Genomic DNA, 24745 nt, shown 5'->3' on the forward strand with positions numbered 1-24745 from the left:
GCTCCTCCCCGGGTGCGGTCCGCCGGGGGTTCCCGCTCGTCGGGTGAACAGTCGTACCGAGGAGACTGTCCTGGCCGGTACGCGGCCACCGCCCGTATCAGCCCGCCGGGTCGATCCGCTTGGCCATCTGCTGGGAGGTGACCTCGAACCCCATGCTCCGGTAGAGCCCGATCGCCACGGTGTTCGTGCCGAAGACGTTCAACCCCAGCTCGGGCACGTCGAGACGGGCCAGTTCCGCCTCCATGAGCTGGATCATCCGACGCGCGTGCCCCCGGCCCCGGTGCGCCGGATGCACCTCGATGTTGTGGATCCAGGCCCGCATCGGGCCGGCCTTGTCGGTCGCGCCGGCCGTTCCGGGCAGCGTCACCCAGATCCAGCCGACCTCGGCGTCGTCGACCCGGGCCACCCGCAGCAGCACGCCCTCGGTGGCCGCGCCCGCCGGCAACAGCTCCCGCAGCTGGCTCGCCGACCGCTCCCGGGCCGCCTCCGGGGTCAACCCCCGGTGCGCCACCAGATCCTCGGCGTACAACCGCTCCAGCGGCTCGCGCAGCCGGCCCAGTTCCTGCTCGGTCATCGGCGTCAGCGTCAACCCCACCGTCTCCCCCTCAGCGTCGGGTCCAGCGGGTAGTGCAGCAGAAGGTGGCCGGACGTGCCACCGGGATCCGTCCGGGAGAGCCCGACGGGGCGACCCGACGAGCGTGGGCCGGCGATGATGGCAGGGTGCGGATCGCCCACGTCAGCGACAGCCACCTCGCCAACCCGGAGGGGGTGGCCACCTCGGTCGGCACCACCGTGGCGCTGCTGCGCGCCGCCGACCACCGGGTCGCCCTGCACTGCCCCGGCCCGCTGTCCCGACGGCGCCGCCAGCCCGGTGAGGTGCCCTCGCTGCCGGTGCCGACCCGGCCGTACCGACTGGCGCCGCCCCGGCCGCCGGACGCACCGGTCGACGTGGTGCACGTCCACACCACCGGCCCGCTCGGCGTCGCCGGGCTGCGCTGGGCCGCCGAGCGCGGCGTACCGGCCGTGCTCACCTGGCACACCGACCTGGTGGCGTACGCGGCGCACTACCCCGAGGTGCCGATCGGCGCCGCGTACGCCGGCCTGCGGTTGGGCCTGCGCTGGGGGGTCCGGGACCTGTGGGCGCTGGCCCGCCCGGGGCCGGCCCGGCAGGCCCGGCTGGCGGCGCTCGGGCGGTGCCTGCTGGCGCACACCAGCGTGCTGATCACCCCGTCGGCGAAGACCGCGGCGCTGATGGCCCCGATGGCCGGGCGGACCCCGATCGTGGTGCTGCCGACCCCGGTCGCCGCGCCGGGCGTCGACGCCGATGACCGGCGGCGGCTGCGGGCCCGGCTGGGCATCGCGGCGGACGCGCCGGTGCTGCTCGCGGTGGGCCGCACCACGCCGGAGAAGAACCCGGACCTGCTGCTGGCCGCGTTCGCCCGGGTCCGCCGCGAGCTGCCGGCGGCACGGCTGGTGCTGCTCGGGGCGCGGCGGCAGCGGCTCGCGGTCCGCCGGGCGGCCCGCCGGCTCGGCGTGGCTGACGCGCTGCACCTGCTGCGCCCGGTGCCGCACGACCGCGTCGGCGCGCACTACCGGGCGGCGGACGTGCTCGCGTTCGCCTCCACCACCGACACCCAGGGCCTGACCCTCTCCGAGGCCGAGGCGTACGGACTGCCCGTGGCCATGGTGGACGCCGCGCTGGCCGAGCGCCCCGGCGCCTCCACCACCCGGCCGGTCGCCGAGCCCACGGCGGCCGCGTTCGGGGCGTTGCTGACCCGACTGCTGACCGAGCCGGAGCTGCGCGCCGCGGTGGTCCGGGACGGCCGGGCGGCGGTGGCGGCCTGGTCCGGGCCGCGTTACGTGGCCGAGCTGACCGCCCTGTACGCGACGCTGCGGCCCGTTACCGCAGCGGACGCGACGACAGCCGACCCACCTGGGCCAGCACCAGCGGAAGCTGCCATCCCCGAGGCGCGGCGAGGTGACGCGGGGACCAGACCGGCTCGAACTTCGCCTTGAACCGGCGCAGCCCCCGGAAGCGGTACCAGCGCTCGCCGTGCCCGTACACCATGCGGCCGAGCCGGCACAGCGGGTCCGCGCCGGTCAGCCCGGACAGCGGGGCCAGCCCCAGCTCGACGCTGGTCAGGCCCCGGTCCCGCGCGGCGTGCAGCACCTCGACCAGGAGATGGTCCATCGCGGTGGGCGGCGCGTCCGGGTGGTACCGCAGCAGGTCCACGCCCCACCGGTGCGGCGTCGGCAGCAGCGCGGCGAAGGCCACCGCCCGGCCGCGCTGTCGCAGCACCGCGATCGGCAGCCGGGCCAGGTAGTCGGGCACGAACCCGCCGAGGGAGAACGACATGTCCGGCCGCCCGGCCAGCCAGGCGTCCGAGACGGGCCGCAGCTCGTCGAGCAGGCCGGCGCCGGGCAGCACCGCGAACGTCAGGTCGCCGCTGCGGGCGAGCCGCCGCCAGTTGCGGCGCAGCGCCCCACGCGCCGGCCCGGTCAGGGCGAAGTCGGCCAGCGGCACGCTCGCCGACTCCCCCACCGGATGCACGGCGAGGCCCAGCCGGCCCAGCTCGGGCAGCAGCGACGCGCCGACGTGGTATACCGCCGGGCGCCGGCCGGCGCGCCGGGCCGTCGCGCAGAAGTCGGCCAGCAGCCCGTACCGCCCGGCGGCCGGCCCCACCGGCGGTCCGAAGGCGATCCAGGAGCGGCCGCACACCCCGTACATCAGAAAGCTGGCCCCGGACGGCGAGAAGTGGAACCGCTTGTCGCCGAGGAGCGCGAGCGCGGAGTCCGGCTCCCGGTCGACGTCGGCGGCCAGGATCGCCCGTACCCGGCGCAGTTGCTCGTCATGGCGTCCGTCGATGCGGCGATGGTAGCGTCCGCCGCGTGTCGGGCCGGGTCCTGCGGGTCAGCACCGGCGCGGTGATCGCCGTCGGGCTGGCCCTCTCCGTGATCGCCGCGCGCGACGAGCCCGTCGATCTGCTGTTCTACTTCACCGTGCAGGTCGACCTGGCCTACCTGGTGGCGCTGCTGGCCGGCAGCCACGATCGGCTGCGCACCGCGTTCACCGTCTACCTGGTCGGCACCGCCCTGGTCTTCGTCGTGGTGTTGGCGAATCCGTGGAGCGGCTACGCGATGGTGGCGACGACTGACGCGCGGGGGCCGGTCTCGGACGCCGGCAACCTGCTGCTGCACGCGGTCGCGCCGCCGCTGGCCGCCGCGGAGTGGCTCACCCGCCGTCCCCGAGCGGCCCTGCGTCCGGCGTACGCGGTCAGCCTGCTCGGCTATCCGTTGGTGTGGCTGACGGTGATCCTGGTCCGCGGCGCCCTCGGCCGGGACGAGGACCGCTACCTCTACCCGTTCCTCGACGTACCCCGACTCGGGTACCCCACGGTCGTCCTCAACTCGCTGCTCTTCGCCCTGACCCTGCTCCTGATCGCCCTGACCGCGGTCCGCCTCACCCGCCCTGTCCCGCCATCCCCGGCCGGGCCCGCCCCTCGGTGATCATGAGGTTGGCGGGCGGTTCGATCTCCACGAGGCACGCCTACCTCATGATCACCGGGGCGGGGAGGGCGGGGTCGGGCGGGAAATGGGTTGTTCGGTGGTGTGGGTGGGCGCACCGTGGGCGGATGGCGGAGCGGATCACCACGCGGATCGTATGGAGGGACCTGCCGGAGCGGGTCCGGGCCTCGGTGGAGGAGATCATCGGCGATCGGGTGGTCGAGGCGGTGTCCCAGCCGGGCGGGTACTCGCCGGGCACCGCCGACCGGGTCCGCACGGCGACCGGCCGGCGGGCCTTCGTCAAGGCGGTCAGCCCGGCGCAGAACCCGGACAGCCCGGTAATGCATCGCGCGGAGGCCCGGAATGCCGCCGCGCTGCCGGCCTCGGCGCCGACGCCCCGCCTGCTCGGCTGCTACGACGACGGCGAGTGGGTCGCCCTCGTGTTCTCCGATGTGGATGGTCGGCACCCGGTCACCCCGTGGCACACGGACGAACTGTGCCGCGTCCTGGCTGCCCTGGAGGCGATGGCCGCCGCGCTCACTCCGAGCCCGGCGGCACACGTGCCGACCGCTGCCGAGCGGTTGGCCGGAGACTTCGCCGGCTGGCACCGGATCGCCGCCGACCCTCCGGAGCGGCTGGACCCGTGGATCCGGGCGCACCTGGACGACCTGCGCGCCGCCGCCGACCAGGGCATCGCGGCGCTGACCGGTGACACGCTCTGCCACGTGGACGTACGCGCCGACAACCTCCTGGTCGATGCGACCGGCACGGTCACCGTGGTCGACTGGCCGTGGGCCTGCCGGGGACCGGCCTGGTTGGACAGTGCGCTGCTGCTGGTCAACGTGCGGCTGCACGGCGGGCACGACACCGAGGCGCTGCTGCGCCGGCTGCCGCTCACCGCCGGCGTCGACCCCGCCGTGCTCACCGGGTTCTACGCCGGGTTGGCCGGCTTCTTCACCGACGGCGCCCGCCGCCCGCCGCCGCCCGGCATCCCCACCGTCCGTGCGTTCCAGCAGGCTCAGGCCGACGCCCTGCTCCCCTGGCTGGCCGACCGCCTCCGCTGACCCCGTCCCGCCCAATTGGTGCTGCCCGATGACCCAGTACGGATAGCGGGAAACGGACCTCGGGGTGGGAACGAGGGGTCCGATGGCCGCCAGACGACAGGGCGGTGCGGCGACATGATCGTTTGCATGACGACGACGACACTTGACGGCAAGGTAGCCCTGGTGACCGGGGGTTCCCGGGGAATCGGAGCGGGCATCGCCCTGCGCCTGGCACAGGACGGGGCCGACGTGGCGCTGACCTACCGGCAGAACGCGGAGCAGGCCGCGACCGTGGTGAAGCAGATCGAGGCGCTGGGCCGACGGGCACTGGTCATCCAGGCCGACGGCAATGACCCGGCCGCAGTGCGCGACGCGGTCGACCGGGCCGCCGCCGAGCTGGGCCGGCTGGACATCCTGGTGAACAACGCCGCGGTGTTCCTGGTCGGTGCCATGGACGACCTCGGCACGGCGGAGCTGGAGCAGACCATCGCGGTGAACGTCCGGGCGCCGTACGTCGCCGCGCAGGCAGCGCTGCGGCACCTGGGCGACGGTGGGCGGATCATCAGCATCGGCAGCAACGTCGGTGAACGGGCCGTCTTTCCCGGGCTGGCCCTCTACTCGATGAGCAAGACCGCCCTGGTCGGGCTGACCCGGGGCCTGGCCCGCGAGCTGGGCCCCCGGGGCATCACCGTCAACCTGGTCAACCCCGGGCCGACGGACACCGACGCCAACCCGGCGGACGGGCCGAACGCGGCGGCCATCGCCGGCTTCACCGCGGTCGGCCGCTACGCTCGCCCCGCCGACATCGCGGCCACCGTCGCACACCTGGCCAGCCCGGAGGCCGGCTACGTGACCGGCGCCGTGGTCAACGTGGACGGAGGCTTCACCAGCTGAGGACGCCGGGCGCGCCGGGGCACCATCCGGCGCGCCCGGCCTCAACCATCCTCAAGGCGGGAGGCGTCTCTCCTGACGAGGGGGTGGGCATGACCGAGACGTTCCACGAGTTCGTGGTGCACCGTTCGCCGGCCCTGTCCCGGACCGCCTACCTCCTCACCGGTGACCACCAGCTCGCCGAGGATCTCGTGCAGACCGCCGGTGACGGATGGTGCCGGTGTCGCATTGGGTGTCGAGGCCGCTCGGCGGTTGGCCCAGCTGGGTCTGGTGGACATCCAACCGGGGCTCACCGACGCCGAGTTCGTCAGCGTCGAACGACGGTTCGGCTTCGAGTTCGCCGACGACCACCGCGCCTTCCTCGCAGCCTGGCTGCCAGTCTGGACACCTGGCCACGACGACCACCCCGACAAGGCAAGTTGGGGTTGGCCCAACTGGCGCCAGCTCAACCCACCGACCTGCAAGAGCAGTTTGACTGGCCGCACGCAACGGCGCTCGATGGCATTCAGCGCGGGGAGTGGCCACCCGGGTGGGGCAATCGCCCTCACGACCTCGTCGAGCGAATGGCCAAGGCGAAGCGACTTCTCGCCGACGTTCCGCCCATGATCCCCGTGTACGCCCACCGCTACCTGCCGGCCGGTCGGGGCTCCTTCGGGCATCCCGTGCTCTCCATCCACCGACTGACCGACACCATCGTGTATGGCCACGACCTCGCCGACTACATCGTGCAGGAGTTCCGAGAGCCCAGGGTGACCGTGGCCTTCTGGCGTAACTACGTGTAACCGGAGCACCCCCGCCGGAGGCGACGTCGGCAACGCCCACGCCGGAGCAACCCTCACGGTCGAAGCCGCCGACGCCACCTTCCGCGTCCAACTCCTCCTCGAAGTCCCTCGCACCACCACAGGGCCATCGCCCGGTTCAAGGTCCGCAAACCGAAACCCTCACGGCACGGAACCGGCGCCGGACCACAGGCACGGAGTTCGCGGGACACCGCCGTGTCAGAGGTCTTGAGTAGCTTCTATGCAACACGGACCACGTCGGCGGAAGGCCGAAGATGCAGCTACCGGTCAGGCGAGTCGAGCGCATCGAGACGCCGGTCATGTTCGTGGCCGCCAAAGACGGGTCCGACGAGATCGGGCCAGCCTGGGACCACCTGGAGACGGTGCTCGGGTCGCTGCGCGGGCGCAGATTCCTCGGCGTGTTCGACGACTCCGGCATCTACCGCTGCTGTGTGCAGGTTCGAGCCGGCGACGACGTTGACCAACTCGGCCTGGAATCAGGCGTCGTTCCAGGAGGCCAGTACCTGTGCGCGACGGTGCGTGGTCCCCAACCCGCTGCCTATGCCCTGCTCACTCCGACCTTTGAACAGTTGCGGCGCTCGGGCGAGCGAGACGACACTCGCCCCAGCATCGAGTACTACCGCCGCCACGACCGGATCGACCTGCTGATGCCCCTACGAGGCGGAGCCTGAGGGCGATCGGCCGTTAGGCCCCCCCCCCCCCCCCCCCGTTCATCGCCGCAGGTGATGAGCAAGCCGACGCTGCCTTGTGTTGTGGGACATTGGCGGATCGTCGCATGTCAGGGCAGTAGGGGCCCATCGGTGTCCTGGAGGCAGGCGATCAGCGTCGGGCAGCTCTCAGTAGCCAGCGCCCGCCCGACCAGGCGAGGCCGGGCTCGGGCGGGCTTTGCCTGGTCAGGTGGTGGTGGGCGCGGCAGGTTTCGAACCTGCGACCCCCCGCTTGTAAGGCGGGTGCTCTCCCACTGAGCTACGCGCCCGGAACGCCCGTGCGGCGGGCCGGAGGCTGGCAAGCTTACCCTGCCCACCGCCGGCCCGGGCGCACGGCGTACCCGGTCAGGCGGCCTCGGCGATGGCCTTGCGCCAGCCCTGCTGGTCGCGGGCCTCACCCGGGCCGTTCACCTCGGCGAAGCGCACCACGCCGGTCTTGTCGATGACGAACGTGCCCCGGTTGGCGAAGCCGGCCACGTCGTTGAAGACCCCGTACGCCTGGGCGACGGCGCCGTGCGGCCAGAAGTCGGCCAGCATGGGGAACTGGTAGCCCTCCCGGTCGGCCCAGACCTTGTGGCTGTAGACCGAGTCGACGCTGACCGTCAGCACCTGGACGTCGTCGTTGGCATACTCGCCGAGGTTGTCCCGCACCTCGGACAGCTCGCCCTGGCAGGTGCCGGTGAAGGCGAGCGGGTAGAACACCAGCAGCACGGTGCGCCGGCCACGGAAGGTCGAGAGCCGGACCTCCTGGTTGTTCTGGTCCTTCAGCACGAAGTCCGGCGCCTCGGCGCCAACCTCGACGGGCATGCGAACTCCTCGGGTCGAGTCAGGGGATGGCACGAGCCTGCCACACCCGGCGGCGCGGACCGCCGGGCGCGCGAGGGGAACGGATCGGGCTACTTCTTGGCCTTGGCCCCTCGGCGCAGCACCAGGCGGGCGCCGCTCCAGTCCCGGCCGGCGTTGACGGTCGAGGTCTGCTGAAGGCCGGCGGTGGGCGCGGACTCCGCGACCTCGCTCGGCTCGACGTGCCCGTCACGCCCCGCCTTCGGCGTGAGCAGCCAGACGACCCCGTTGTCGGCCAGCGGGCCGAGGGCGTCGACGAGAAGCTCGAAGAGGTCACCATCGCCGTCGCGGTACCAGACCAGCACCGCGTCGACCACCTCGTCGGTGTCCTCGTCGACCAGATCTCCACAGCAGTCGGTCAGGGCGTCCCGGAGATCCTGGTCGACGTCGTCGTCGTACCCCATCTCCATGACGACCATCCCCGGTTCGATTCCGAACCGGTCCGCCAGGCTGCGTACCCCGTCGGCGGCCTGACCAGCGGTCGCGCTCACTGTCGCGTGCCTCCTCATCTCGTCCCTGCTCGCGGCGCCGGAACCGACGCCGTCAGGCAAAGTCCACACAGTTGTGCGTCCGCGCGCAAGTGGCGCACCGGGTGGAACGGAATTTACCGTGCCAGCAGCGTACGGGCACCGTCGGTAATGGCTTCCTCGGAGACCAGAACCTGACGTGCTGCTGGACCTAATGGTACAAACGAGTCAACTCCGGCTACTCGTCGCGCTGCACCGACATATCCGGCGTCGACCAGCGCGGCGATCACCCCTTCGCCGACGCCGCCCGAGCGGCGTGTCTCGTCCACGACCAGCACCCGACCGGTCGCCGAGGCCTCCCGGATGATGTCGGCCACCGGCAGCGGGGCCAGCCAGCGCAGGTCCACCACCCGGGTGCCCACCCCCTCCTCGGCGAGGACGGCCGCGGCCCGCAGCGACATCCGCACCCCGTTACCGAAGGTGATGATCGTCAGGTCGTCGGCCGAACCGACTCGGTAGACCCGGGCCCGGCCGATCGGCACGTGCCCGGCCACCCAGGACCCCGGCTCCGGATACCCGGCCAGCCACTCCCCGTCGCCCTCGGCGTACAGGTCACGGGTGTGGTAGAGCGCGATCGGCTCCAGGAACACGCAGACGCTACCGTCGACCGCCGCGCTGGCCAGGCAGGTCCGCAGCATCGGCGCGGCGTCGTCCGGCCGCGCCGGCACCGCGACCACCAGGCCGGGCACGTCCCGGAGTACGGCCACCGAGTTGTCGTTGTGGAAGTGCCCGCCGAACCCCTCCTGGTACGCCAGCCCGGCCACCCGCACCACCAGGGGGTTGCGGAACGCGCCCTGGGAGAAGAACCGCATGGTGGCCGCCTCGCCGCGCAGCTGGTCCTCGGCGTTGTGCAGGTACGCCAGGTACTGGATCTCCGGCACCGGCAGCATCCCGGCCAGCCCGGCGCCCAACCCCAACCCGAGCACCGAGGTCTCGTCGAGCAGGGTGTCGAAGACCCGGGCCGGCCCGAACCGGTCGCGCAGCCCCTTGGTCACCCCGTACACGCCGCCCTTGGCGGCCACGTCCTCGCCGAAGACCGCCATCTGCGGGTGGTCGAGCAGCCCGTCGGCGAGCGCCGCGTTGATGCTCTGGGCGAGGGTCAGCGGGCCGGCCAGCTCCGGCGGCTTGCCCCCGAACGCCTCCACCCGGGCGCCCGCCCCCGGGCCGCTGGCCCGGGCCGCCGCGTCGGCCACCGCGCGCGCCACCCGCACCGGTCGGCGGGGCGCCAGCGCGGACACCACGTCCGCGGCGGAGGCCAGCTTCGGCTCGCCCAGCACCTCCTCGGCGAGCCGGCGTACCTGCCAGCCGGTCTCGTCGTACCGGGCCAGCAGCTCCTCGCGCGTCGCCACGCCGGCGTCGACGAGCAGCCGGGCGGTGGCGGCCACCGGGTCCCGGTCCAGGTCCGCGGCGAGCTCCGCCGGGCTGCGGTACGCCGACTCCGCGTCGGCCCCGGCGTGCCCCATCAGTCGGACGGTGCGCAGGTGCAGCACGGCCGGCCGCCGGTGCCGGCGTACCCAGGCCGCGGCCTCCGCCGCCACCGCGTACGCCTGCACCGGGTCCGTCCCGTCGGCGGCCAGGTAGCGGATGCCCGGCTTGGCCCGCAGCGTCGCCTCCACCCAGCCCTCCGGGGAGCGGACGCTGATGCCCAGCCCGTTGTCCTCGCAGACGAAGAGCACCGGGATGCGCAGGCCGGCGTGGTCGTACCAGCCGGCGGTGTTGAAGGCGGCGGTGGCGCTGGCGTGGTTGACCGAGGCGTCGCCGAACGAGCAGACCACAATGGCGTCCGGTGGCCACGGGGCGTGTTCGGCGCCGGCCCCGCTGCCGACCCGCACTCCGGCGCCGGTGCGCCGTCCGGCGCTGTCCAGCCGGCGCAGCCGCTCCACGGCCAGTCCCATCCCGACCGCCCGCGGCAGGTGCGAGGCGATGGTGGAGGTGGTCGGCACGACGGCCAGGTCGGCCCGGCCGAACACCTTGTGCCGGCCGCCGGCGATCGGCTCCTGGCTGGAGGCGACCATCCCGCGCAGCACGTCCCGGGCCGCGCCCGCGTACGCGGCGAAGCCGCCGACGGGCGGCGCGGAGCCGGCCGGTTCGGGCTCGGCCGGTTCGGGCTCGGGTGGTTCGGCGGGTGGTTCCGCGTCGGCGGCGGGCGTCGGGTCGTTGGTGACCTGGGCGGCTCGCACGCAGTAGAAGGCGCCGGAGCGGTAGTGCAGCAGCGCCGGGTCGGTGGGGCGCAGCGCGGCGGCGACCGCCGCGTTGCCCTCGTGCCCGGCCGAGCCGATGGTGTAGAAGCCCTCCCCGAAGCTGCGCAGCCAGCGGCCGGCCAGGTCGAGCTGCCGGCTGGTCACCTGCGCGTCGAACAGATCCAGCAGTTGCGCGCCGGTCAGTGGGGCGTCGTCGGTGACCGGGTCGGCGGGGTCACGCCGCCGCTCGGCGGCGGGCAGCGCCGCCAACGTCTCCCGGAACCGGTCGTCGAGATCTTGCGGGGTGGTCACGTCCGACAGCATTACCGACGGAAGCGCTGGTCGCCCAGTGGGACACGGCGGGCGCTCCTCGGGTCACTCCGGCCCGCAGGGCTCCGGACAGCCACCGTCGGACACCTTCCACACCAGGTCGCGCAGGGTGTCCAGCTCCCGATCGCTCAGCCCGGCCAGGAGTCGGGAGTCGGACATCACCTCGGTCACCCGGTCCCGTACGCCGCGGCCCTTTCCGGTCACGACCAACGCCTTCTGCCGCCGGTCGACCGGGTCGGTGCGACGCTCGACCAGGCCGGCCTGCTCCAGCTTGTCGGCCAGCGCGGTCACGTTCGACCGGTCGCAACCCAGCCGCTCGGCGAGGTCGCGGGCCGGCAGCGGCCGGTCCGGATCCAGCTCATACAGCGCCCGGGCCGCCGCCGGGGTGAGCCCCAGCTCGGCGAACGCGGCGCCCTGCCGGTGCCGCAGGGCGGCGGTCACGTGCGCCATCCGGCGCACCACGTCGGCGGCCAGGCCGGCACGGTCCACCGGCCCGCCCGTTCCGGGAACGACCTCCTGCGCCACGGCCACATCGTACGCACCGCGCCGGCCGCTCAGCCCACCGATCAGGTTCGGTCACGCCGGCCCGCGGCCCTGCCGGATCGATCGCGGTGATCGTTGTTCGACTGCCGGCGACGAGCCGGGGCACTCGCCGTCACCTGCCGGTCATCGGGGCTCGCGAGGCTCCCGGAGTCACGAGAAATCGGACTCTGGGGAGGATTTGTGTCACTGTCCCGACGTACCATCCTGCTGTCCGGCGCCGCCCTCGGCGCTGCGAGTGCGGTCACCGGGCTGCCGGTGGCCGCCGGCGCGGCGGCGGCCCGCCGGCCGCTGGCCTACCCGTTCACCCTCGGCGTGGCCTCCGGCGACCCGGATCACGACGGGTTCGTGCTGTGGACCCGACTGGCCCCGCATCCGCTGGCCGAGGACGGCCTCGGCGGCATGCCGGAGCGCGACGTCCCGGTGCACTGGGAGTTGGCCGGCGACGAGCGGTTCCGGCACGTGCTGCGGAGCGGCGTCGCGGTCGCCCGCACCCGCTCGGCCCACAGCGTGCACGTGGAGCTGGCCGGCCTGCTGCCCGGCCGGGAGTACTTCTACCGGTTCCGCGCCGAACGGCACGTCTCGCCGGTCGGGCGCACCCGCACCGCCCCGGCGCCGTGGACCATGCCCGCCGCCCTGGCGATGGGCTTCGCCTCCTGCTCCCAGTACGAACACGGCTACTTCACCGCCTACCGACGGCTGGCGGAGACCGAGCCGGAGCTGATCCTGCACTTGGGCGACTACCAGTACGAGTACGCCCCGGACACGTACACCGTCCCGGGTGGCAACCCGCGTGACCACGAGGGGCCGGAGACCCGGACGCTGGCCAACTACCGGCAGCGGCACGCCCAGTACAAGACCGACGCCGACCTGCAGGCGGCGCACGCGGTGGCGCCGTGGGTGGTGGTCTTCGACGACCACGAGGTGGAGAACAACTGGGCCGACGATGCGCCGGAGGCACCGGACCCGGAGTTCCCCGCCCGGCGGGCGGCGGCGTTCCAGGCGTACTACGAGAACATGCCGCTGCGGCGCACCTCGCTCCCGCGCGGCATCGACATGCAGCTCTACCGGCGGGTCCGCTGGGGGCGGCTGGCCACCTTCCACATGCTCGACACCCGCCAGTACCGCGACGACCAGGCCTGCGGCGACGGGTACGACGCCTGCCCGGCGGCCTACGACCCGGCCCGGTCCATCACGGGCGCGGAACAGGAGGCGTGGCTGCTGGACGGCTTCCGCCGCTCGGACGCTCGCTGGGACATCCTGGGCCAGCAGGTGTTCTTCGCCCAGCGGGACAACAACGCCGGCCCGCTCACCGTCACCAGCATGGACGCCTGGGACGGCTACGTCGCCTCCCGGGACCGGATCACCCGGGGCTGGCTGGCCGCCGGGGTGCGCAACCCGGTGGTGCTGACCGGCGACGTGCACGCGCACTGGGCCAGTGACCTGAAGCTGGACTACGCCGACCCGACCTCGCGCACCGTCGGCACCGAGCTGGTCTGCTCCTCGATCACCTCAGGCGGCGACGGCGCGGACTCGGCGTCCGGGTCGCACCCGTGGTTCGGCTTCAACCCGCACCTGCGCTTCCAGAACAACCTGCGGGGGTACGTGCGCACCACGATCACCCCGGGGCAGCTCTCCTCCGACTTCGACGTGCTGCCGTACGCGAGTCAGCCGGGCGCGCCCGCGTACACCCGGGCATCGTTCGTGATCGAGGACCGCCTTCCCGGCCTGCAGCAGACGGCCGACAACCCCGTCCCGTCGACCGCCCGCAGCACGGCCAGCCAGGCCGACCAGGGACAGCAGACCGTCCAACAAGAAACCCTCCGCCCATAACCCACCCCCGCCCCGCCCTCTCCCCGCGCCCGGCGCGCCGCCCGCCGCCCGCCGCGCCCGCGCCCGGCGCGCCGGGCGCGCCGGGCGCCCCGCCCCCGCCCCCGCGCCCGCCCTCCGCCCCCGCGCGCGCCCTCCGCACCCCGCCTTCCGCGTCGATCTAGGGAAGATTGCCGTTGATAGAGATCAACTGACGCCACTTCTCCCTAGATCGGCGGCCCGAGGGGCGGGGGCGGGGCGGGGGGCGGCGGCGGAGCCGGGGGCGGGGCCGAGGGGCGGGGGGTGCTTCAGGCTGGGAGGAACGAGAAGCGGACCTGGCGGGTCGGGTTGTCGCCGTTGGTGTCGACCAGGCAGAGCGACTGCCAGGTGCCCAGCGCGAGCCGGCCGCCGAGCACCGGCAGCGTGGCGTACGGCGGCACGAACGCCGGCAGCACGTGGTCGCGGCCGTGGCCGGGCGAGCCGTGCCGGTGCCGCCAGCGGTCGTCGCTGGGGAGCAGGTCGTCCAGCGCCCGGAGCAGGTCGTCGTCGGAGCCGGAGCCGGTCTCGATGATCGCCAGTCCGGCGGTGGCGTGCGGCACGAAGACGTGCAGCAGGCCGTCGCCCTCGCTGGAGACGAACCCCTGGGCCTCGGCGGTGATGTCCCGGACGGCCGGTCGGGACCCGGTCTGGACGGTGATCACGTCACTGCGCATACGTCGCATTCTGCCCCAGTACCGGGTCAGGAGCCGCCGCCACCGCCACCCCCGCCGGAGTCGCCTCCACCACCACCGGACCAGCCACCGCCGGAGTCGCCGCCGCCGGACCAGCCACCCGGATCTCCACCGGCGCCGTCACGGTGATCACCGCCCGAACCATGGTCGCCGCCGCCGGAACCTCCGTCTCCCGACGGAAGGAGATCGCTGGTCGAGTAGTAGGGCGTCGGCGGGCTGCTGGTGTCGGCGTGCCGGTGGCGCGGCACGGGCACGCGACGCGCCACCCGGCGTGGCGCCGGAGCCGCAGCCCCGCGCGCAGCCGGACGGCTCCGAACGCCACCGCCGCCACGCCGAAGAGCATGATCGGCAGTGCGTCGGGGTCACCCGTCAGCAGCACCCGCGCCGCGGGGACCGCCGCGAGCGCGCCGGCCATCAGGAGCACACCGCCGACCACGATCCGTCGCCCGTTCATGCCCGGCACGGTATTCGGCCCGGACAAGGCGGCTCGGAGGCCTCGTAGCGCTAAGTTACCGGCCAGTACCTGTGTTGCTCATCGCGTCGGGGGGACCTAGACGTGACGACGGGTGCCACCAGGGGGCAGGATGGCGCTAGAGACCTATCCCACACACAACCGAGGGAACGCCTGTGGCTACGGAACGCAAGCGCCCGGTGATCAGCGACGGCCTACCGAGCCAGCTTCCGGACATCGACCCTGAAGAGACCAGCGAATGGGTCGAGTCGCTTGACGGTGTCATCGACGAGCGGGGTGCCAAACGCGCCCGCTACGTCATGCTGCGCCTGCTGGAGCGGGCCCGTGAGCGCCAGGTCGGGGTTCCGCCCCTGACCACCACCGACTACATCAACACGATCACGCCGGAGCGCGAGCCGTGGTTCCCGGGCGACGAGCACGTCGAACGGCGGATCCGGGCCTACGTCCGGTGGAACGCCGCGATGCTGGTGCACCGGGCGCAGCGCCCGGAGATCGGCGTCGGCGGGCACATCTCCACCTTCGCCAGCTCGGCGTCGCTCTACGAGGTGGGCTTCAACCACTTCTTCCGGGGCAAGAACCACCCGGGCGGCGGCGACCACATCTACTACCAGGGTCACGCCTCCCCCGGTATGTACGCGCGGGCGTTCCTGGAGGGGCGGCTCAGCGAGCACCAGCTCGACGGCTTCCGCCAGGAGCTGTCGCACCCCGGCGGCGGGCTGCCGTCGTACCCGCACCCGCGGCTGATGCCGGACTTCTGGGAGTTCCCGACGGTCTCGATGGGCCTCGGCGGGCTGAACGCGATCTACCAGGCCCGGTTCAACCGGTACCTGCAGCACCGCGGCATCAAGGACACCTCGCAGCAGCACGTCTGGGCGTTCCTGGGCGACGGTGAGATGGACGAGCCGGAGACGCTGGGTGCCATCGGCGTGGCCGCCCGCGAGGAGCTGGACAACCTCACCTTCGTGATCAACTGCAACCTCCAGCGGCTGGACGGCCCGGTCCGCGGCAACGGCAAGGTGATGCAGGAGCTGGAGGCGTTCTTCCGGGGCGCCGGCTGGAATGTGATCAAGGTGGTCTGGGGCCGGGAGTGGGACCCGCTGCTCGCCGCGGACACTGACGGCGCGCTGGTCAACCTCATGAACACCACGACCGACGGCGACTACCAGACCTACAAGGCGGAGTCCGGCGCGTACGTGCGGGAGCACTTCTTCGGCCGGGACCCGCGCACCCGCAAGATGGTCGAGCCGCTGAGCGACGACGAGATCTGGAACCTCAAGCGGGGTGGGCACGACTACCGCAAGCTCTACGCGGCCTACAAGGCGGCCACCGAGCACACCGGGCAGCCCACCGTCATCCTGGCGAAGACGATCAAGGGCTGGACGCTCGGCTCGCACTTCGAGGGCCGCAACGCGACCCACCAGATGAAGAAGCTGACGCTGGAGGACCTGAAGACCTTCCGCGACCGCCTCTACCTGGACATTCCGGACTCGGCGCTGGAGGAGAACCCCTACCTGCCGCCGTACTACCACCCGGGCGAGAAGTCCGAGGAGCTGGCGTACCTCAAGGAGCGGCGCGAGCAGCTCGGCGGCTACCTGCCGTCCCGGCGGACCAGCACCAAGCGGCTGACCATCCCCGGTCCGGAGCGGTTCGCCGACGTCAAGCGCGGCTCGGGCAAGCAGAAGGTGGCCACCACCATGGCCTTCGTCCGCCTGCTCAAGGACATCATGAAGGACAAGGAGTTCGGCAAGCGCTGGGTGCCGATCATCCCGGACGAGGCCCGCACCTTCGGCCTCGACTCGATCTTCCCGACTGCGAAGATCTACTCGCCGCACGGCCAGCGCTACACCTCGGTCGACCGGGATCTGTTCCTGTCGTACAAGGAGTCGACCACCGGGCAGATCCTGCACGAGGGGATCAACGAGGCCGGCTCGGTCGCCTCGTTCACCGCGGCGGGCTCCTCGTACGCCACGCACGACGAGCCGATGATCCCGATGTACATCTTCTACTCGATGTTCGGGTTCCAGCGGACCGCCGACGGGCTGTGGGCCGCGGCGGACCAGATGGCGCGGGGCTTCCTGCTCGGCGCGACCGCGGGGCGGACCACGCTCAACGGTGAGGGCCTCCAGCACGAGGACGGCCACTCGCTGCTGATCGCCGCCACCAACCCGGCGGTGGTCGCGTACGACCCGGCGTTCTCCTTCGAGATCGCGCACATCATGGAGAACGGCCTGCACCGGATGTACGGGGACGCGCAGGAGAATGTCCTCTACTACCTGACGGTCTACAACGAGCCGATCCTCCAGCCGGCCGAGCCGGCCGGGGTGGACGTGGAGGGCCTGCTCAAGGGCATCTACCGCTACTCGCCGGCACCGCAGGTCGACGGCCCGAAGGCCAACGTGCTCGCCTCCGGCACCGGCATGCAGTGGGCGCTCAAGGCCCAGCAGCTGCTCGCCCAGGACTGGGGGGTGGCCGCCGACGTCTGGTCGGTGACCTCCTGGACCGAACTGCGCCGCGACGCGGTGGAGTGCGAGGAGTACAACCTGCTCAACCCGGGCGCCGAGGCGAAGGTGCCGTACGTCCAGCACAAGCTGGCCGAGGCGGACGGGCCGAAGGTCGCGGTCAGCGACTGGATGCGCGCGGTGCCGGACCTGATCGCCCGCTGGGTGCCCGGCGACTACACGTCGCTCGGCACCGACGGCTACGGCATGTCGGACACCCGGCACGCGCTGCGTCGGCACTTCCACGTCGACGCCGAGTCGATCGTGGTCGCCACGCTGCGGCAGCTCGCCCGCAGCGGCGCGGTCGCGGCAACCGTTCCGGCCGAGGCCGCCAAGAAGTACGCGATCGACGACGTGAACGCCGCCCCGGTCGGCGAGACCGGCGGCGACAGCTGATCCAGCACCACCCAGGAAGGGCCCGGCGCACGCGCGCCGGGCCCTTTGTGCACCCGCACCCTCGCCCCGCACTCCCGACCGACCGGGCGGACGGCGGGTGAGATGGGGGCGGCGGCGGTCCGGGGTCCCTGGCGGGGACCCGGGGCCACCGCCGGGGCGGGTGACGCCGGGGACTCGGCGGATCAGCCGACGGCGGCCAGGTCGGTCAGCCGGGCCAGCGAGTCCTCCAGGTCCGCGCCGACCCGACGCAGCCCCAGGCGCAGCAGGGCCGCCTTGACCGGGCCTGCCGGCCAGCGGACCACGATGAGCCGCACGATGGTCCCGCCCTCCTCCTCCTCGTCGGGAGTGAGCTGGACGTAGATTTCGGTGCGCGCCTCCGCGCGGGCACCGGCGCCCTTGGCCCGTTCCCGCCAGCCGATCAGAGTCGGCTCCTGGTAGGCGATCACCTCGGCCTCGTGCGCCGAGCCGCGCCCCGCCTGGACCAACTGCCGCCGTCCGAAGCCCTCCCCCGAGAGCACTTCGGCCGCGCGGACCCCCGCCAGCCAGGCCGGCAACTGCTCGGCCCGCTGTACGACGTCCCAGACCACTTCCACCGGCGCCGCCACGTGCGCACTGCGTTCTACGAGGATCATTTCCGTCTTCCTCCAGTGAGGACATCCCACGATATCGGCACTCTATGCGCAAAATCGGACGTACCTGGACGGGTTCGGAAAAAGACACGCCGATCAACCATTGCGCATCGCGCCATCCCGGCCTATGGCGCATTCATCCGGAGCGCCCTAGAGTCCCGAACACGTTTCACGTTGACCGGGAGGGCGCATGTCGACCGCACCGATGCCCGAATTCCCAGCCGGCTTCCGCTGGGGCGTCTCCACCTCGGCCCACCAGATCGAGGGCGCCACCACGGCCGACGGGCGCGGGCCGTCCATCTGGGACACCTTCGCGCACTCCCCCGGTCGGATCAGCGACGGCAGCAACGGCGCGGTGGCCTGCGACCACTACCACCGACACACCGAGGACGTGGCGCTGCTGGCCGGGCTCGGCGTCTCGGCGTACCGGTTCTCCATCGCCTGGCCCCGGGTGCAACCCGCCGGCACCGGCCCGGCCAACCCCGCCGGCCTGGGCTTCTACGACCGGCTGGTGGACGAACTGCTGGCCGCCGGCATCGACCCGGTGGCCACCCTGTACCACTGGGACCTGCCCCAACCACTCGAGGACACCGGCGGCTGGCTGCACCGCGACACCGCCGCCCGGTTCGCCGAGTACGCCGACCTGACCGCCGCCCGGCTCGGTGACCGGGTCCGGCTATGGATCACCCTGAACGAGCCGTTCATCCACATGAGCCTCGGCTACGGCATGGGCGTACACGCCCCCGGCCGGATGCTGCTCTTCGACGCCTTCCTGGTCGCCCACCACCAACTGCTCGGCCACGGGCTCGCGGTCGCCGCGCTGCGGACCCGCACCGCCAGCCCGGTGGCGATCGCCAACAACTACTCCCCCGTGCGGGTGCTCGGCGACGGCGACGCCGACCGGGCCGCCGGGGCCGCGTACGAGGCGCTGCACAACCGTCTTTTCACCGACCCGCTGCTCGGCCGGGGCTACCCGGAGCTGCCCGGCTTCGACGCCGGCGTGGTCCATCCCGGTGACCTGGACACGATCGCCGCGCCGATCGACGTGCTCGGGGTCAACTACTACAACCCGACCGGCGTACGGGCCGCCGAGGAGGGGTCGCCGCTGCCGTTCGACCTGGTCCCGCTCGAGGGCTACCCGCGCACCGCCTTCGACTGGCCGGTGGCCCCCGACGGGCTGCACGACCTGCTCGGCTGGCTGCGTGACACGTACGGCGACGCGCTGCCGCCGATCGAGATCACCGAGAGCGGCTGCGCGTACGACGACGTGCCGGACCCGGACGGGCGGGTACCGGACCCGGACCGGATCGCGTACCTCGACGGGCACCTGCGGGCGGTCCGGTCCGCCATCGACGACGGGGTGGACGTACGCGGGTACTTCGTGTGGTCGCTGCTCGACAACTGGGAGTGGGCCGAGGGGTTCACCAAGCGCTTCGGTCTGGTGCACGTCGATTACGCCAGTCAGACCCGTACACCGAAGTCCTCGTACACCTGGCTGCGGGACGTGATCGCGCCCAGCCGGCCGGGGTCGGCGCGGTGACCACCCTCGACCCGACCCCGGCGTCGCTGCCGGCCGCGCTCGCCGAGCCGACCGTGCCGGTACGGCGCGGCTGGATCGCGTTGATCTTCGCGGCCAACCTCGGGGTCTGGATGGCGTTCTTCACCCCGATCCAGGTCCTGCTGCCGCAGCAGATCGAGCGGATCGCGCCGGGCGACAAGGAGACCATGCTGGCCGTGGTCACCGGCCTGGGCGCGCTGGCCGCGGTGCTGGCCAACCCCCTCGCGGGCGCGCTGTCCGACCGGACCTGCCTGCGGGTGGCCGGCCGGGAGTTCGGCCGCCGGCACGTCTGGACCGCGGGTGGGGCACTGCTCGGCGCGGCGGCCCTGGTGCTGCTGGCCCAGCAGCGGACCATCCTCGGCGTCGCCCTCGGCTGGGTCGCCGCACAGGTGTGCTTCAACGCGATGCTGGCCAGCCTCACCGCGGCCGTCCCGGACCGGGTGCCGGTCGTGCAGCGCGGCGGTGTCTCCGGCTGGGTGGGCATCCCGCAGGCGCTCGGACTGGTGCTCGGCGCGGTGCTGGTCACCGCCCTGGTCACCGGCAACGCCGCCGGCTACCTGGCCATCGCGGTGGCCATCCTGCTGCTGTCACTGCCGTTCGCGCTGTTCACCCCCGACGATCCGCTGCCCCGCGCACACCGGCCGGCGCTGCGGACGCGCGCGCTGCTGGCGTCGATGTGGATCAGCCCGCGCCGGCACCCGGACTTCGCCTGGGCCTGGATCACCCGGTTCCTGGTCCAGCTCGGCAACGCCCTGGGCACCCTCTACCTGCTGTACTTCCTCACCGACGGGGTACGCCACCCCGATCCCGAGGGCGGCCTGCTCGTGCTGATCCTGCTCTACACGCTCGGCATGATGCTGACGGCGGTGGTCGCCGGCCGGCTGTCCGACCGCTCCGGGCGGCGCAAGATCTACGTGATCACCTCGGGGCTGATCATGGCGGTGGCGGCGCTGCTGCTCGCGGTCGCGCCGGTCTGGCCGATGGCGATCGTCGCCGCGCTGCTGCTCGGCGCCGGGTACGGCGTCTACCTCTCGGTGGACGCCGCGCTGATCACCCAGGTGCTGCCCCGGGCCACCGACCGGGCCAAGGACCTCGGCGTGATCAACATCGCCAACTCGGCGCCACAGGTGCTCGGCCCGGCGCTCTCCGCCCCGCTGGTGGTGCATCTGGGCGGCTACCCGACGCTCTACGCGGTCACCGCCGCGGTCACCCTGGTCGGCAGCGCCCTGGTCGTCAAGATCCGCTCAGTGCCCTGACCCGCTGGCCTGGCAGGAAGGGCGGCTTGTACAACACCAGGCGATAAGAAGGGGCCCTTCCTTACCCGGTTGCCGTTCGCCGTAGGCTGGGGGCGTGACGGTACGTGTGCGCTTCGCCCCTTCCCCGACCGGTATGTTCCATGTCGGCGGCGCCCGCTCGGCGCTGCAGAACTGGATCTACGCCAAGCAGCAGGGCGGGGTCTTCGTGCTGCGCATCGAGGACACCGACGCGGCGCGCAACAAGCCCGAGTGGACCGAGGGCATCCTCTCCGCGCTGGACTGGATCGGCATCTCCCGGGGCAGCTACGAGGGACCGTACTTCCAGTCACAGAACGCCGGCGAGCACCGGGCCGCCGCGGCCCGGCTCTACGAGTCGGGCCGCGCGTACTACTGCGACTGCACCCGCGAGGACGTGCAGGCCCGCACCGGCTCGCAGTACCAGGGCTACGACGGCTACCACCGCGACCTCGGCCTCGGCCCCGGTGAGGGTCGGGCGCTGCGCTTCCGTACGCCCGACGAGGGCGCGACCGTGGTGGTCGACCTGATCCGCGGCGAACCCACCTTCGAGAACCGGCTCATCGAGGACTTCGTCATCGCCCGGGGCGACGGCTCGCCGGTCTTCCTGCTGGCCAACGTCGTCGACGACCTGACCATGGGGATCACCCACGTGATCCGCGCCGAGGAGCACCTGCCCAACACCCCCAAGCAGCAGCTGCTCTGGGACGCCCTCGGGGTCAAGCCGCCGATCTGGGCGCACGTGCCGGTGGTGGTCAACGAGAAGCGGCAGAAGCTCTCCAAGCGCCGGGACAAGGTCGCCCTGGAGGCGTACCGCGAGGAGGGCTACCTCGCCGGCGCGATGCGCAACTACCTGATGCTGCTCGGCTGGGCGCCCTCCGGGGACCGGGAGATCGTCCCCTGGTCGGTGATCGAGGACGAGTTCCGGCTGGAGGAGGTCAACCCCTCCCCGGCGTTCTTCGACGAGAAGAAGCTGCGCGCGTTCAACGGCGAGTACATCCGCGCACTGCCGGTGGCCGAGTTCATCGACGCCTGCCAGCCGTGGTTGACCGGCACCGGGACCATCGCGCCGCCACCGTGGCAGCCCGAGGAGTTCGATGCCGACGCGTTCGCCGCCGTGGCGCCGCTGGCTCAGACCCGGATCGCGGTGCTCAGCGAGATCGTGCCGAACGTCGACTTCCTCTTCCTGGCCTCGCCACTGATCGACGAGGCCGCCTGGACCAAGACCATGAAGGACGGCTCGGCCGACCTGTTGGACGCCGCCATCGCCGCGTTCGAGGCGCTGGAGTCCTGGGACGCCGAGTCGCTGAAGTCGACGCTGGAGGCGGTCGGCGCCGAGCGGGGCCTCAAGCTCGGCAAGACGCAGGCGCCGGTCCGGGTCGCCGTCACCGGTCGCACCGTTGGTCTGCCGCTGTTCGAGTCGCTGGAGGTGCTCGGTCGCGAGCGCACCCTGACCCGGATGCGCGCCGCCCGGCTCCGCCTGGTCTGACCGCCTCCGCCGCACACGCCGCCCCGCACGACTGCGGGGCGGCTTGCGTCGGCGTTGCCATCCGCACCGGACTGGCGGCGCCACCTGATGGAGCCGGGCGCACCCTCCTCGCCACCTTTGCTCTGCTTACTCATCCGCAACAGAAACATGCGCTGAGTGTTGCGTACGTGTAAGCAGAGCAAAGGTGACAACCGGGGCTGCCGGGGGGTCGGCCAGGCGTTCGGATCGGGCTCAGCCGCGGTTGGCCCGGCGGCGGAGCAGGAACCCGCTCACCAGGGCGGCGAGCAGCACCAGGGCGCCGAGTGCCCAGAGCCACCGGCGGTGACCGGAGGCGGCACGCTCCTGCGCCAGCGGCACGACCGCCGTCGGGCTGCCGCCCGTCGCGACGGGTGACGCCGAGGCCGGCCCGGCCGACGGCGAGCCGGCCGCAGCACCCGGCGTCGCGGTAGTGCCACCGCTGACCGATGGCAGGGCGGACGGGCTCGCGGACGGGTCGGCGGCCGTGCCGGTGGTGAGAGTGAAGCGCACCTCGCCCTTCACCGGGTGCCCGTCGCCGGAGGCGACCTGGTAACCGACTATGTAGAGCCCTGCGGCACCGGGCTTGAACGGCACCCGCACGCGGCTGCCGGCGAAGGCCGGCAGCCCGCCAGCGACCACATTGTCCGGTCCGATTACTGTGATCTTCGTCGTAGCCGGGTCCGGCTTGGCCAGGAAACGGAGCTCGATCCGGGTGGGCGCGGTGGCCACGCGGGCGCCGTCGCGCGGATCGCTGTCGGTCAGCGAATTGTGCGCCGCGGCCGGCGTCGCCGGGGCCAGCAACGACACACCGCACGCCACGCCGAGCACCACTGGCACGACCCGCGCCATACGTGTAACCCTGCCCCCCATGAACCCCTCCGTAAGGGTACGATCCGCCCGCTGATCAAACGGCTCCTCATTAGTCGAGCAGAGATCGCAGATAGTTCCAATTACTGCTCCACAAGCTGAAAATCATCGACGTTCTGCGACTCTGTGAGAGTGGCCCCGACCGCCCGGTCGGTTCGGCCACCGACCAATCGATCCGGACGTCACGGCGAAGCCATCCATCGAACGGGGCGAGGAGGCGGGATGGTCCGACAGATGAGGCGGTGGGTCGCCGTGCTGGCCGGCACGCTGGCGGCGGCGCTGCTGTCGCTCGGCACCGCCGGCCCGGCCACGGCGGCACCGAAGCCGGCACCCGCCGGGGTGGACATCACCGGCCCGGGGCTGTCCGAGCCGCTGCGGTTGCGCCCGGAAACGCAGCCCGCGCACGTGGTCGCGGTCATCGACCAGGTCAACTTCATCGGCCGGTTCGGCCAGCCCAAGGGGCCGAAGGCGGCCGACCTCGGTCCGAAGTACACGGTCGTGGTGCTCGCCGGTGAGACGCCGAAGCAGTCGTACGACCTCTATCCGAAGGCGATCGGCGGTCCGCGGATCTACCGGCCGGCGAAGCAGCCGGACTCCCGCAAGATCGCCGCCGGTTGGTTCCTCGGCCGGCTCAGCATGTCCGAGACGTTGCGTACCGCAGGGGTGCCGCTGGAGCGGCAGTTCGACACGGTCAGCGGCGGCGTGGGCGGCGGCGAGCGGGTGCTCCCGGAGGACACTCTCGACCCGGCCAAGGACATCGACGAGGCGCTCGGCGAGTTGCAGCGACTGCTGCTGCTCAACGTCGCGGTGATGCTGACCATCACGGTAGGCCTCGCCGGGATCGCGCTGCTGATCCGCCGCCGCACCCGCTGACCCAAGCACGGCCGCACGCTGGCCCACCAGCACGCCCGCACGCTGGCCCGTCAGGCGGGCGGGCGTGGTCGGGTGGTCAGCACCAGCGGCGCGGTGGGCGCTCCCGGCGGGTGGCCCGCTGACGCGGCCGGACCGGGCCGTGCCGGTGAGCGCCGGCCCATCCGGGCATCTCACTGCGGCACCCGGCGGCGGGGTCTGGCTCGGGCTCCCCGGGCAGCGCCGGCTCGGCGGCCCGCTGGCGGGGCACCACAGCGTCGTCGTCGGCCCGTTCCGCGGGCCGGACTGTGGTCGGCTCCGCAGGGTGTGACGGCACGCCGCCGACCGCCCGGCGGTGCTTGGCAGCCGCCTGCGGGTCGTGGTGCCCCGGCCGGCAGGGCTCGCCCTGGGCGCAGCCGTGCTCGGCCTCCCCGTGCGCCATCCCGGTCTCCTCACGCTCGCACTCACCCGCGGGTGCTCCCCCCGACGTGCCCTGCCACCGTACTGGCCGGGACCGACGGGTCGCGCACGGCGTACCCCGGGGTCAGCGCTTCGGGCGGCGAGGGAACACCGTCTCCCAGACCGGGAAGGCGACCAGCCAGATCACGATGGCGACGCTGAGCCTCTGGATCCAGTTGCCCAGTTCACGGGTTCGTCCCGCGTCGTTCACCCAGAGGATCGCGGCGCCGAGCAGACCGCAGGCGATGGCCCAACCGAGCAGTGCCCTGCCCCACTCGCGCCACTCGTGGCGGGTGCGCGCCCAGCCGTAGCGGGGCGGGCGGACCCGCGGCCC

General features: G+C 72.8%; 23 protein-coding genes, 1 tRNA gene and 4 pseudogenes. 14 read left to right on the top strand and 14 right to left on the bottom strand.

Translation table 11 applies throughout. The features are described from left to right. Positions 1-97: 97 nt before the first annotated feature. On the bottom strand, positions 98-574 hold the full coding sequence (locus BUS84_RS15640; RefSeq protein WP_074313340.1) for a GNAT family N-acetyltransferase: 477 nt from the start codon (positions 572-574) through the stop codon (positions 98-100). Positions 575-720: 146 nt separating this feature from the next. Between BUS84_RS15640 and BUS84_RS15645 the strand changes: the two genes are divergently transcribed. Beyond that, complete coding sequence (locus BUS84_RS15645; RefSeq protein ID WP_074313342.1) at positions 721-2016, top strand: glycosyltransferase; 1296 nt, start codon at positions 721-723, stop codon at positions 2014-2016. Here the strand turns inward: BUS84_RS15645 and BUS84_RS15650 are convergent. After that, positions 1901-2866, bottom strand: a complete 966-nt coding sequence (locus tag BUS84_RS15650) for a GNAT family N-acetyltransferase (RefSeq protein WP_084757488.1) — start codon at positions 2864-2866, stop codon at positions 1901-1903. The two genes, BUS84_RS15645 and BUS84_RS15650, sit on opposite strands and share 116 nt — an antisense overlap. Positions 2867-2889: 23 nt before the next feature. Between BUS84_RS15650 and BUS84_RS37545 the strand changes: the two genes are divergently transcribed. The 7 genes and pseudogenes from BUS84_RS37545 (at position 2890) to BUS84_RS15675 (ending at position 6909) form a co-directional block, all read left to right on the top strand. Beyond that, entirely contained in the window at positions 2890-3507 is a 618-nt protein-coding gene (locus tag BUS84_RS37545) for a Pr6Pr family membrane protein (protein WP_143728432.1), read from the top strand. A gap of 125 nt (positions 3508-3632) precedes the next feature. Further along, a complete protein-coding gene (locus BUS84_RS15660) occupies positions 3633-4568 on the top strand; it encodes a phosphotransferase (RefSeq protein WP_074313345.1) in 936 nt (311 codons plus the stop codon). Between the two features lie 126 nt (positions 4569-4694). Further along, complete coding sequence (locus tag BUS84_RS15665) at positions 4695-5441, top strand: SDR family NAD(P)-dependent oxidoreductase (protein WP_244298588.1); 747 nt, start codon at positions 4695-4697, stop codon at positions 5439-5441. Positions 5442-5530: 89 nt separating this feature from the next. Continuing rightward, a pseudogene (locus BUS84_RS39940) lies at positions 5531-5641 on the top strand (SigE family RNA polymerase sigma factor); the annotation flags it as partial. Beyond that, entirely contained in the window at positions 5604-6044 is a 441-nt protein-coding gene (locus BUS84_RS38250) for a hypothetical protein (protein WP_159451033.1), read from the top strand. The pseudogene BUS84_RS39940 and the gene BUS84_RS38250, both read left to right, overlap by 38 nt. Further along, positions 6041-6220 carry a hypothetical protein gene (locus BUS84_RS38255; RefSeq protein WP_159451034.1) on the top strand — a complete coding sequence of 60 codons (180 nt, stop codon included), beginning with the start codon at positions 6041-6043 and terminating at the stop codon, positions 6218-6220. Before BUS84_RS38250 ends, BUS84_RS38255 begins: the two co-directional genes overlap by 4 nt. 272 nt (positions 6221-6492) lie before the next feature. After that, positions 6493-6909 carry a GyrI-like domain-containing protein gene (locus BUS84_RS15675; RefSeq protein ID WP_074313347.1) on the top strand — a complete coding sequence of 139 codons (417 nt, stop codon included), beginning with the start codon at positions 6493-6495 and terminating at the stop codon, positions 6907-6909. A 230-nt stretch (positions 6910-7139) separates the two neighbouring features. Here the strand turns inward: BUS84_RS15675 and BUS84_RS15680 are convergent. The 6 genes and pseudogenes from BUS84_RS15680 to BUS84_RS15700 all read right to left on the bottom strand — a co-directional run bounded on the left by BUS84_RS15680 (position 7140) and on the right by BUS84_RS15700 (position 11350). Then, a tRNA-Val gene (locus BUS84_RS15680) sits at positions 7140-7214 on the bottom strand. Between the two features lie 76 nt (positions 7215-7290). Continuing rightward, positions 7291-7752 (bottom strand): peroxiredoxin, encoded by a 462-nt coding sequence (locus BUS84_RS15685; protein WP_074313348.1) that lies wholly within the window; start codon positions 7750-7752, stop codon positions 7291-7293. 89 nt (positions 7753-7841) lie between these two features. Next, on the bottom strand, positions 7842-8279 hold the full coding sequence (locus tag BUS84_RS15690) for a DUF3052 domain-containing protein (RefSeq protein ID WP_074313349.1): 438 nt from the start codon (positions 8277-8279) through the stop codon (positions 7842-7844). A 113-nt stretch (positions 8280-8392) separates the two neighbouring features. Beyond that, positions 8393-10363 (bottom strand): annotated as a pseudogene (locus BUS84_RS15695) (thiamine pyrophosphate-dependent enzyme); the annotation flags it as partial. A gap of 107 nt (positions 10364-10470) precedes the next feature. Beyond that, positions 10471-10819 (bottom strand): annotated as a pseudogene (locus BUS84_RS41260) (transketolase); the annotation flags it as partial. Between the two features lie 51 nt (positions 10820-10870). Continuing rightward, positions 10871-11350 carry a MarR family winged helix-turn-helix transcriptional regulator gene (locus BUS84_RS15700; RefSeq protein ID WP_074318827.1) on the bottom strand — a complete coding sequence of 160 codons (480 nt, stop codon included), beginning with the start codon at positions 11348-11350 and terminating at the stop codon, positions 10871-10873. 198 nt (positions 11351-11548) lie between these two features. On the opposite strand from BUS84_RS15700, the gene BUS84_RS15705 reads away from it, so the two are divergent. Then, positions 11549-13198 carry an alkaline phosphatase D family protein gene (locus tag BUS84_RS15705; protein WP_074313352.1) on the top strand — a complete coding sequence of 550 codons (1650 nt, stop codon included), beginning with the start codon at positions 11549-11551 and terminating at the stop codon, positions 13196-13198. Positions 13199-13482: 284 nt separating this feature from the next. Here BUS84_RS15705 and BUS84_RS15710 read toward each other — a convergent pair whose 3' ends face one another. Both BUS84_RS15710 and BUS84_RS38260 read right to left on the bottom strand, forming a co-directional pair. Beyond that, a complete protein-coding gene (locus BUS84_RS15710; RefSeq protein WP_074313354.1) occupies positions 13483-13887 on the bottom strand; it encodes a YjbQ family protein in 405 nt (134 codons plus the stop codon). After that, positions 13877-14359 carry a hypothetical protein gene (locus BUS84_RS38260; RefSeq protein ID WP_074313356.1) on the bottom strand — a complete coding sequence of 161 codons (483 nt, stop codon included), beginning with the start codon at positions 14357-14359 and terminating at the stop codon, positions 13877-13879. Before BUS84_RS38260 ends, BUS84_RS15710 begins: the two co-directional genes overlap by 11 nt. A gap of 173 nt (positions 14360-14532) precedes the next feature. Between BUS84_RS38260 and aceE the strand changes: the two genes are divergently transcribed. Continuing rightward, on the top strand, positions 14533-17271 hold the full coding sequence (gene aceE, locus BUS84_RS15720; RefSeq protein ID WP_074313358.1) for a pyruvate dehydrogenase (acetyl-transferring), homodimeric type: 2739 nt from the start codon (positions 14533-14535) through the stop codon (positions 17269-17271). A gap of 182 nt (positions 17272-17453) precedes the next feature. Here aceE and BUS84_RS15725 read toward each other — a convergent pair whose 3' ends face one another. Next, the gene (locus BUS84_RS15725; RefSeq protein WP_074313361.1) at positions 17454-17903 is read right to left on the bottom strand and encodes an SRPBCC family protein; all 450 of its coding nucleotides are present in this window, start codon (positions 17901-17903) and stop codon (positions 17454-17456) included. Positions 17904-18090: 187 nt separating this feature from the next. On the opposite strand from BUS84_RS15725, the gene BUS84_RS15730 reads away from it, so the two are divergent. The 3 genes from BUS84_RS15730 (at position 18091) to gltX (ending at position 22218) form a co-directional block, all read left to right on the top strand. After that, positions 18091-19440, top strand: coding sequence for a GH1 family beta-glucosidase (locus BUS84_RS15730; RefSeq protein ID WP_074313363.1), 1350 nt, complete (start codon positions 18091-18093; stop codon positions 19438-19440). Further along, positions 19437-20714, top strand: coding sequence for an MFS transporter (locus BUS84_RS15735; protein ID WP_074313365.1), 1278 nt, complete (start codon positions 19437-19439; stop codon positions 20712-20714). Before BUS84_RS15730 ends, BUS84_RS15735 begins: the two co-directional genes overlap by 4 nt. 94 nt (positions 20715-20808) lie before the next feature. Beyond that, positions 20809-22218 carry a glutamate--tRNA ligase gene (gltX, locus tag BUS84_RS15740; protein ID WP_074313368.1) on the top strand — a complete coding sequence of 470 codons (1410 nt, stop codon included), beginning with the start codon at positions 20809-20811 and terminating at the stop codon, positions 22216-22218. A 231-nt stretch (positions 22219-22449) separates the two neighbouring features. Here the strand turns inward: gltX and BUS84_RS15745 are convergent, their stop codons facing one another. Next, positions 22450-23085, bottom strand: coding sequence for a copper resistance CopC family protein (locus BUS84_RS15745; protein WP_244298589.1), 636 nt, complete (start codon positions 23083-23085; stop codon positions 22450-22452). A gap of 240 nt (positions 23086-23325) precedes the next feature. Here BUS84_RS15745 and BUS84_RS15750 point away from each other — a divergent pair, with 240 nt between their 5' ends. After that, complete coding sequence (locus tag BUS84_RS15750) at positions 23326-23976, top strand: hypothetical protein (protein WP_074313372.1); 651 nt, start codon at positions 23326-23328, stop codon at positions 23974-23976. Positions 23977-24052: 76 nt separating this feature from the next. Here the strand turns inward: BUS84_RS15750 and BUS84_RS15755 are convergent, their stop codons facing one another. Both BUS84_RS15755 and BUS84_RS39945 read right to left on the bottom strand, forming a co-directional pair. Continuing rightward, positions 24053-24394 (bottom strand): hypothetical protein, encoded by a 342-nt coding sequence (locus BUS84_RS15755; protein WP_074313374.1) that lies wholly within the window; start codon positions 24392-24394, stop codon positions 24053-24055. 102 nt (positions 24395-24496) lie between these two features. Further along, positions 24497-24742 (bottom strand): annotated as a pseudogene (locus BUS84_RS39945) (hypothetical protein); the annotation flags it as partial. Positions 24743-24745: the final 3 nt, after the last annotated feature.

Source organism: Micromonospora cremea (assembly GCF_900143515.1).
GTDB classification, from domain to species: domain Bacteria; phylum Actinomycetota; class Actinomycetes; order Mycobacteriales; family Micromonosporaceae; genus Micromonospora; species Micromonospora cremea.

Bases quoted from the DNA above. Each gene is read 5' to 3' on its own strand.
- BUS84_RS38260 (WP_074313356.1), bottom strand. From the start codon at position 14,359: ATGAACGGGCGACGGATCGTGGTCGGCGGTGTGCTCCTGATGGCCGGC.
- BUS84_RS15710 (WP_074313354.1), bottom strand. From the start codon at position 13,887: ATGCGCAGTGACGTGATCACCGTCCAGACCGGGTCCCGACCGGCCGTC.
- BUS84_RS15730 (WP_074313363.1), top strand. From the start codon at position 18,091: ATGTCGACCGCACCGATGCCCGAATTCCCAGCCGGCTTCCGCTGGGGC.
- BUS84_RS15750 (WP_074313372.1), top strand. From the start codon at position 23,326: ATGGTCCGACAGATGAGGCGGTGGGTCGCCGTGCTGGCCGGCACGCTG.
- BUS84_RS15665 (WP_244298588.1), top strand. From the start codon at position 4,695: ATGACGACGACGACACTTGACGGCAAGGTAGCCCTGGTGACCGGGGGT.
- BUS84_RS38255 (WP_159451034.1), top strand. From the start codon at position 6,041: ATGATCCCCGTGTACGCCCACCGCTACCTGCCGGCCGGTCGGGGCTCC.
- BUS84_RS15745 (WP_244298589.1), bottom strand. From the start codon at position 23,085: ATGGCGCGGGTCGTGCCAGTGGTGCTCGGCGTGGCGTGCGGTGTGTCG.
- BUS84_RS15725 (WP_074313361.1), bottom strand. From the start codon at position 17,903: ATGATCCTCGTAGAACGCAGTGCGCACGTGGCGGCGCCGGTGGAAGTG.
- BUS84_RS15660 (WP_074313345.1), top strand. From the start codon at position 3,633: ATGGCGGAGCGGATCACCACGCGGATCGTATGGAGGGACCTGCCGGAG.
- BUS84_RS15755 (WP_074313374.1), bottom strand. From the start codon at position 24,394: ATGGCGCACGGGGAGGCCGAGCACGGCTGCGCCCAGGGCGAGCCCTGC.
- BUS84_RS15675 (WP_074313347.1), top strand. From the start codon at position 6,493: ATGCAGCTACCGGTCAGGCGAGTCGAGCGCATCGAGACGCCGGTCATG.
- BUS84_RS15685 (WP_074313348.1), bottom strand. From the start codon at position 7,752: ATGCCCGTCGAGGTTGGCGCCGAGGCGCCGGACTTCGTGCTGAAGGAC.
- BUS84_RS15640 (WP_074313340.1), bottom strand. From the start codon at position 574: ATGACCGAGCAGGAACTGGGCCGGCTGCGCGAGCCGCTGGAGCGGTTG.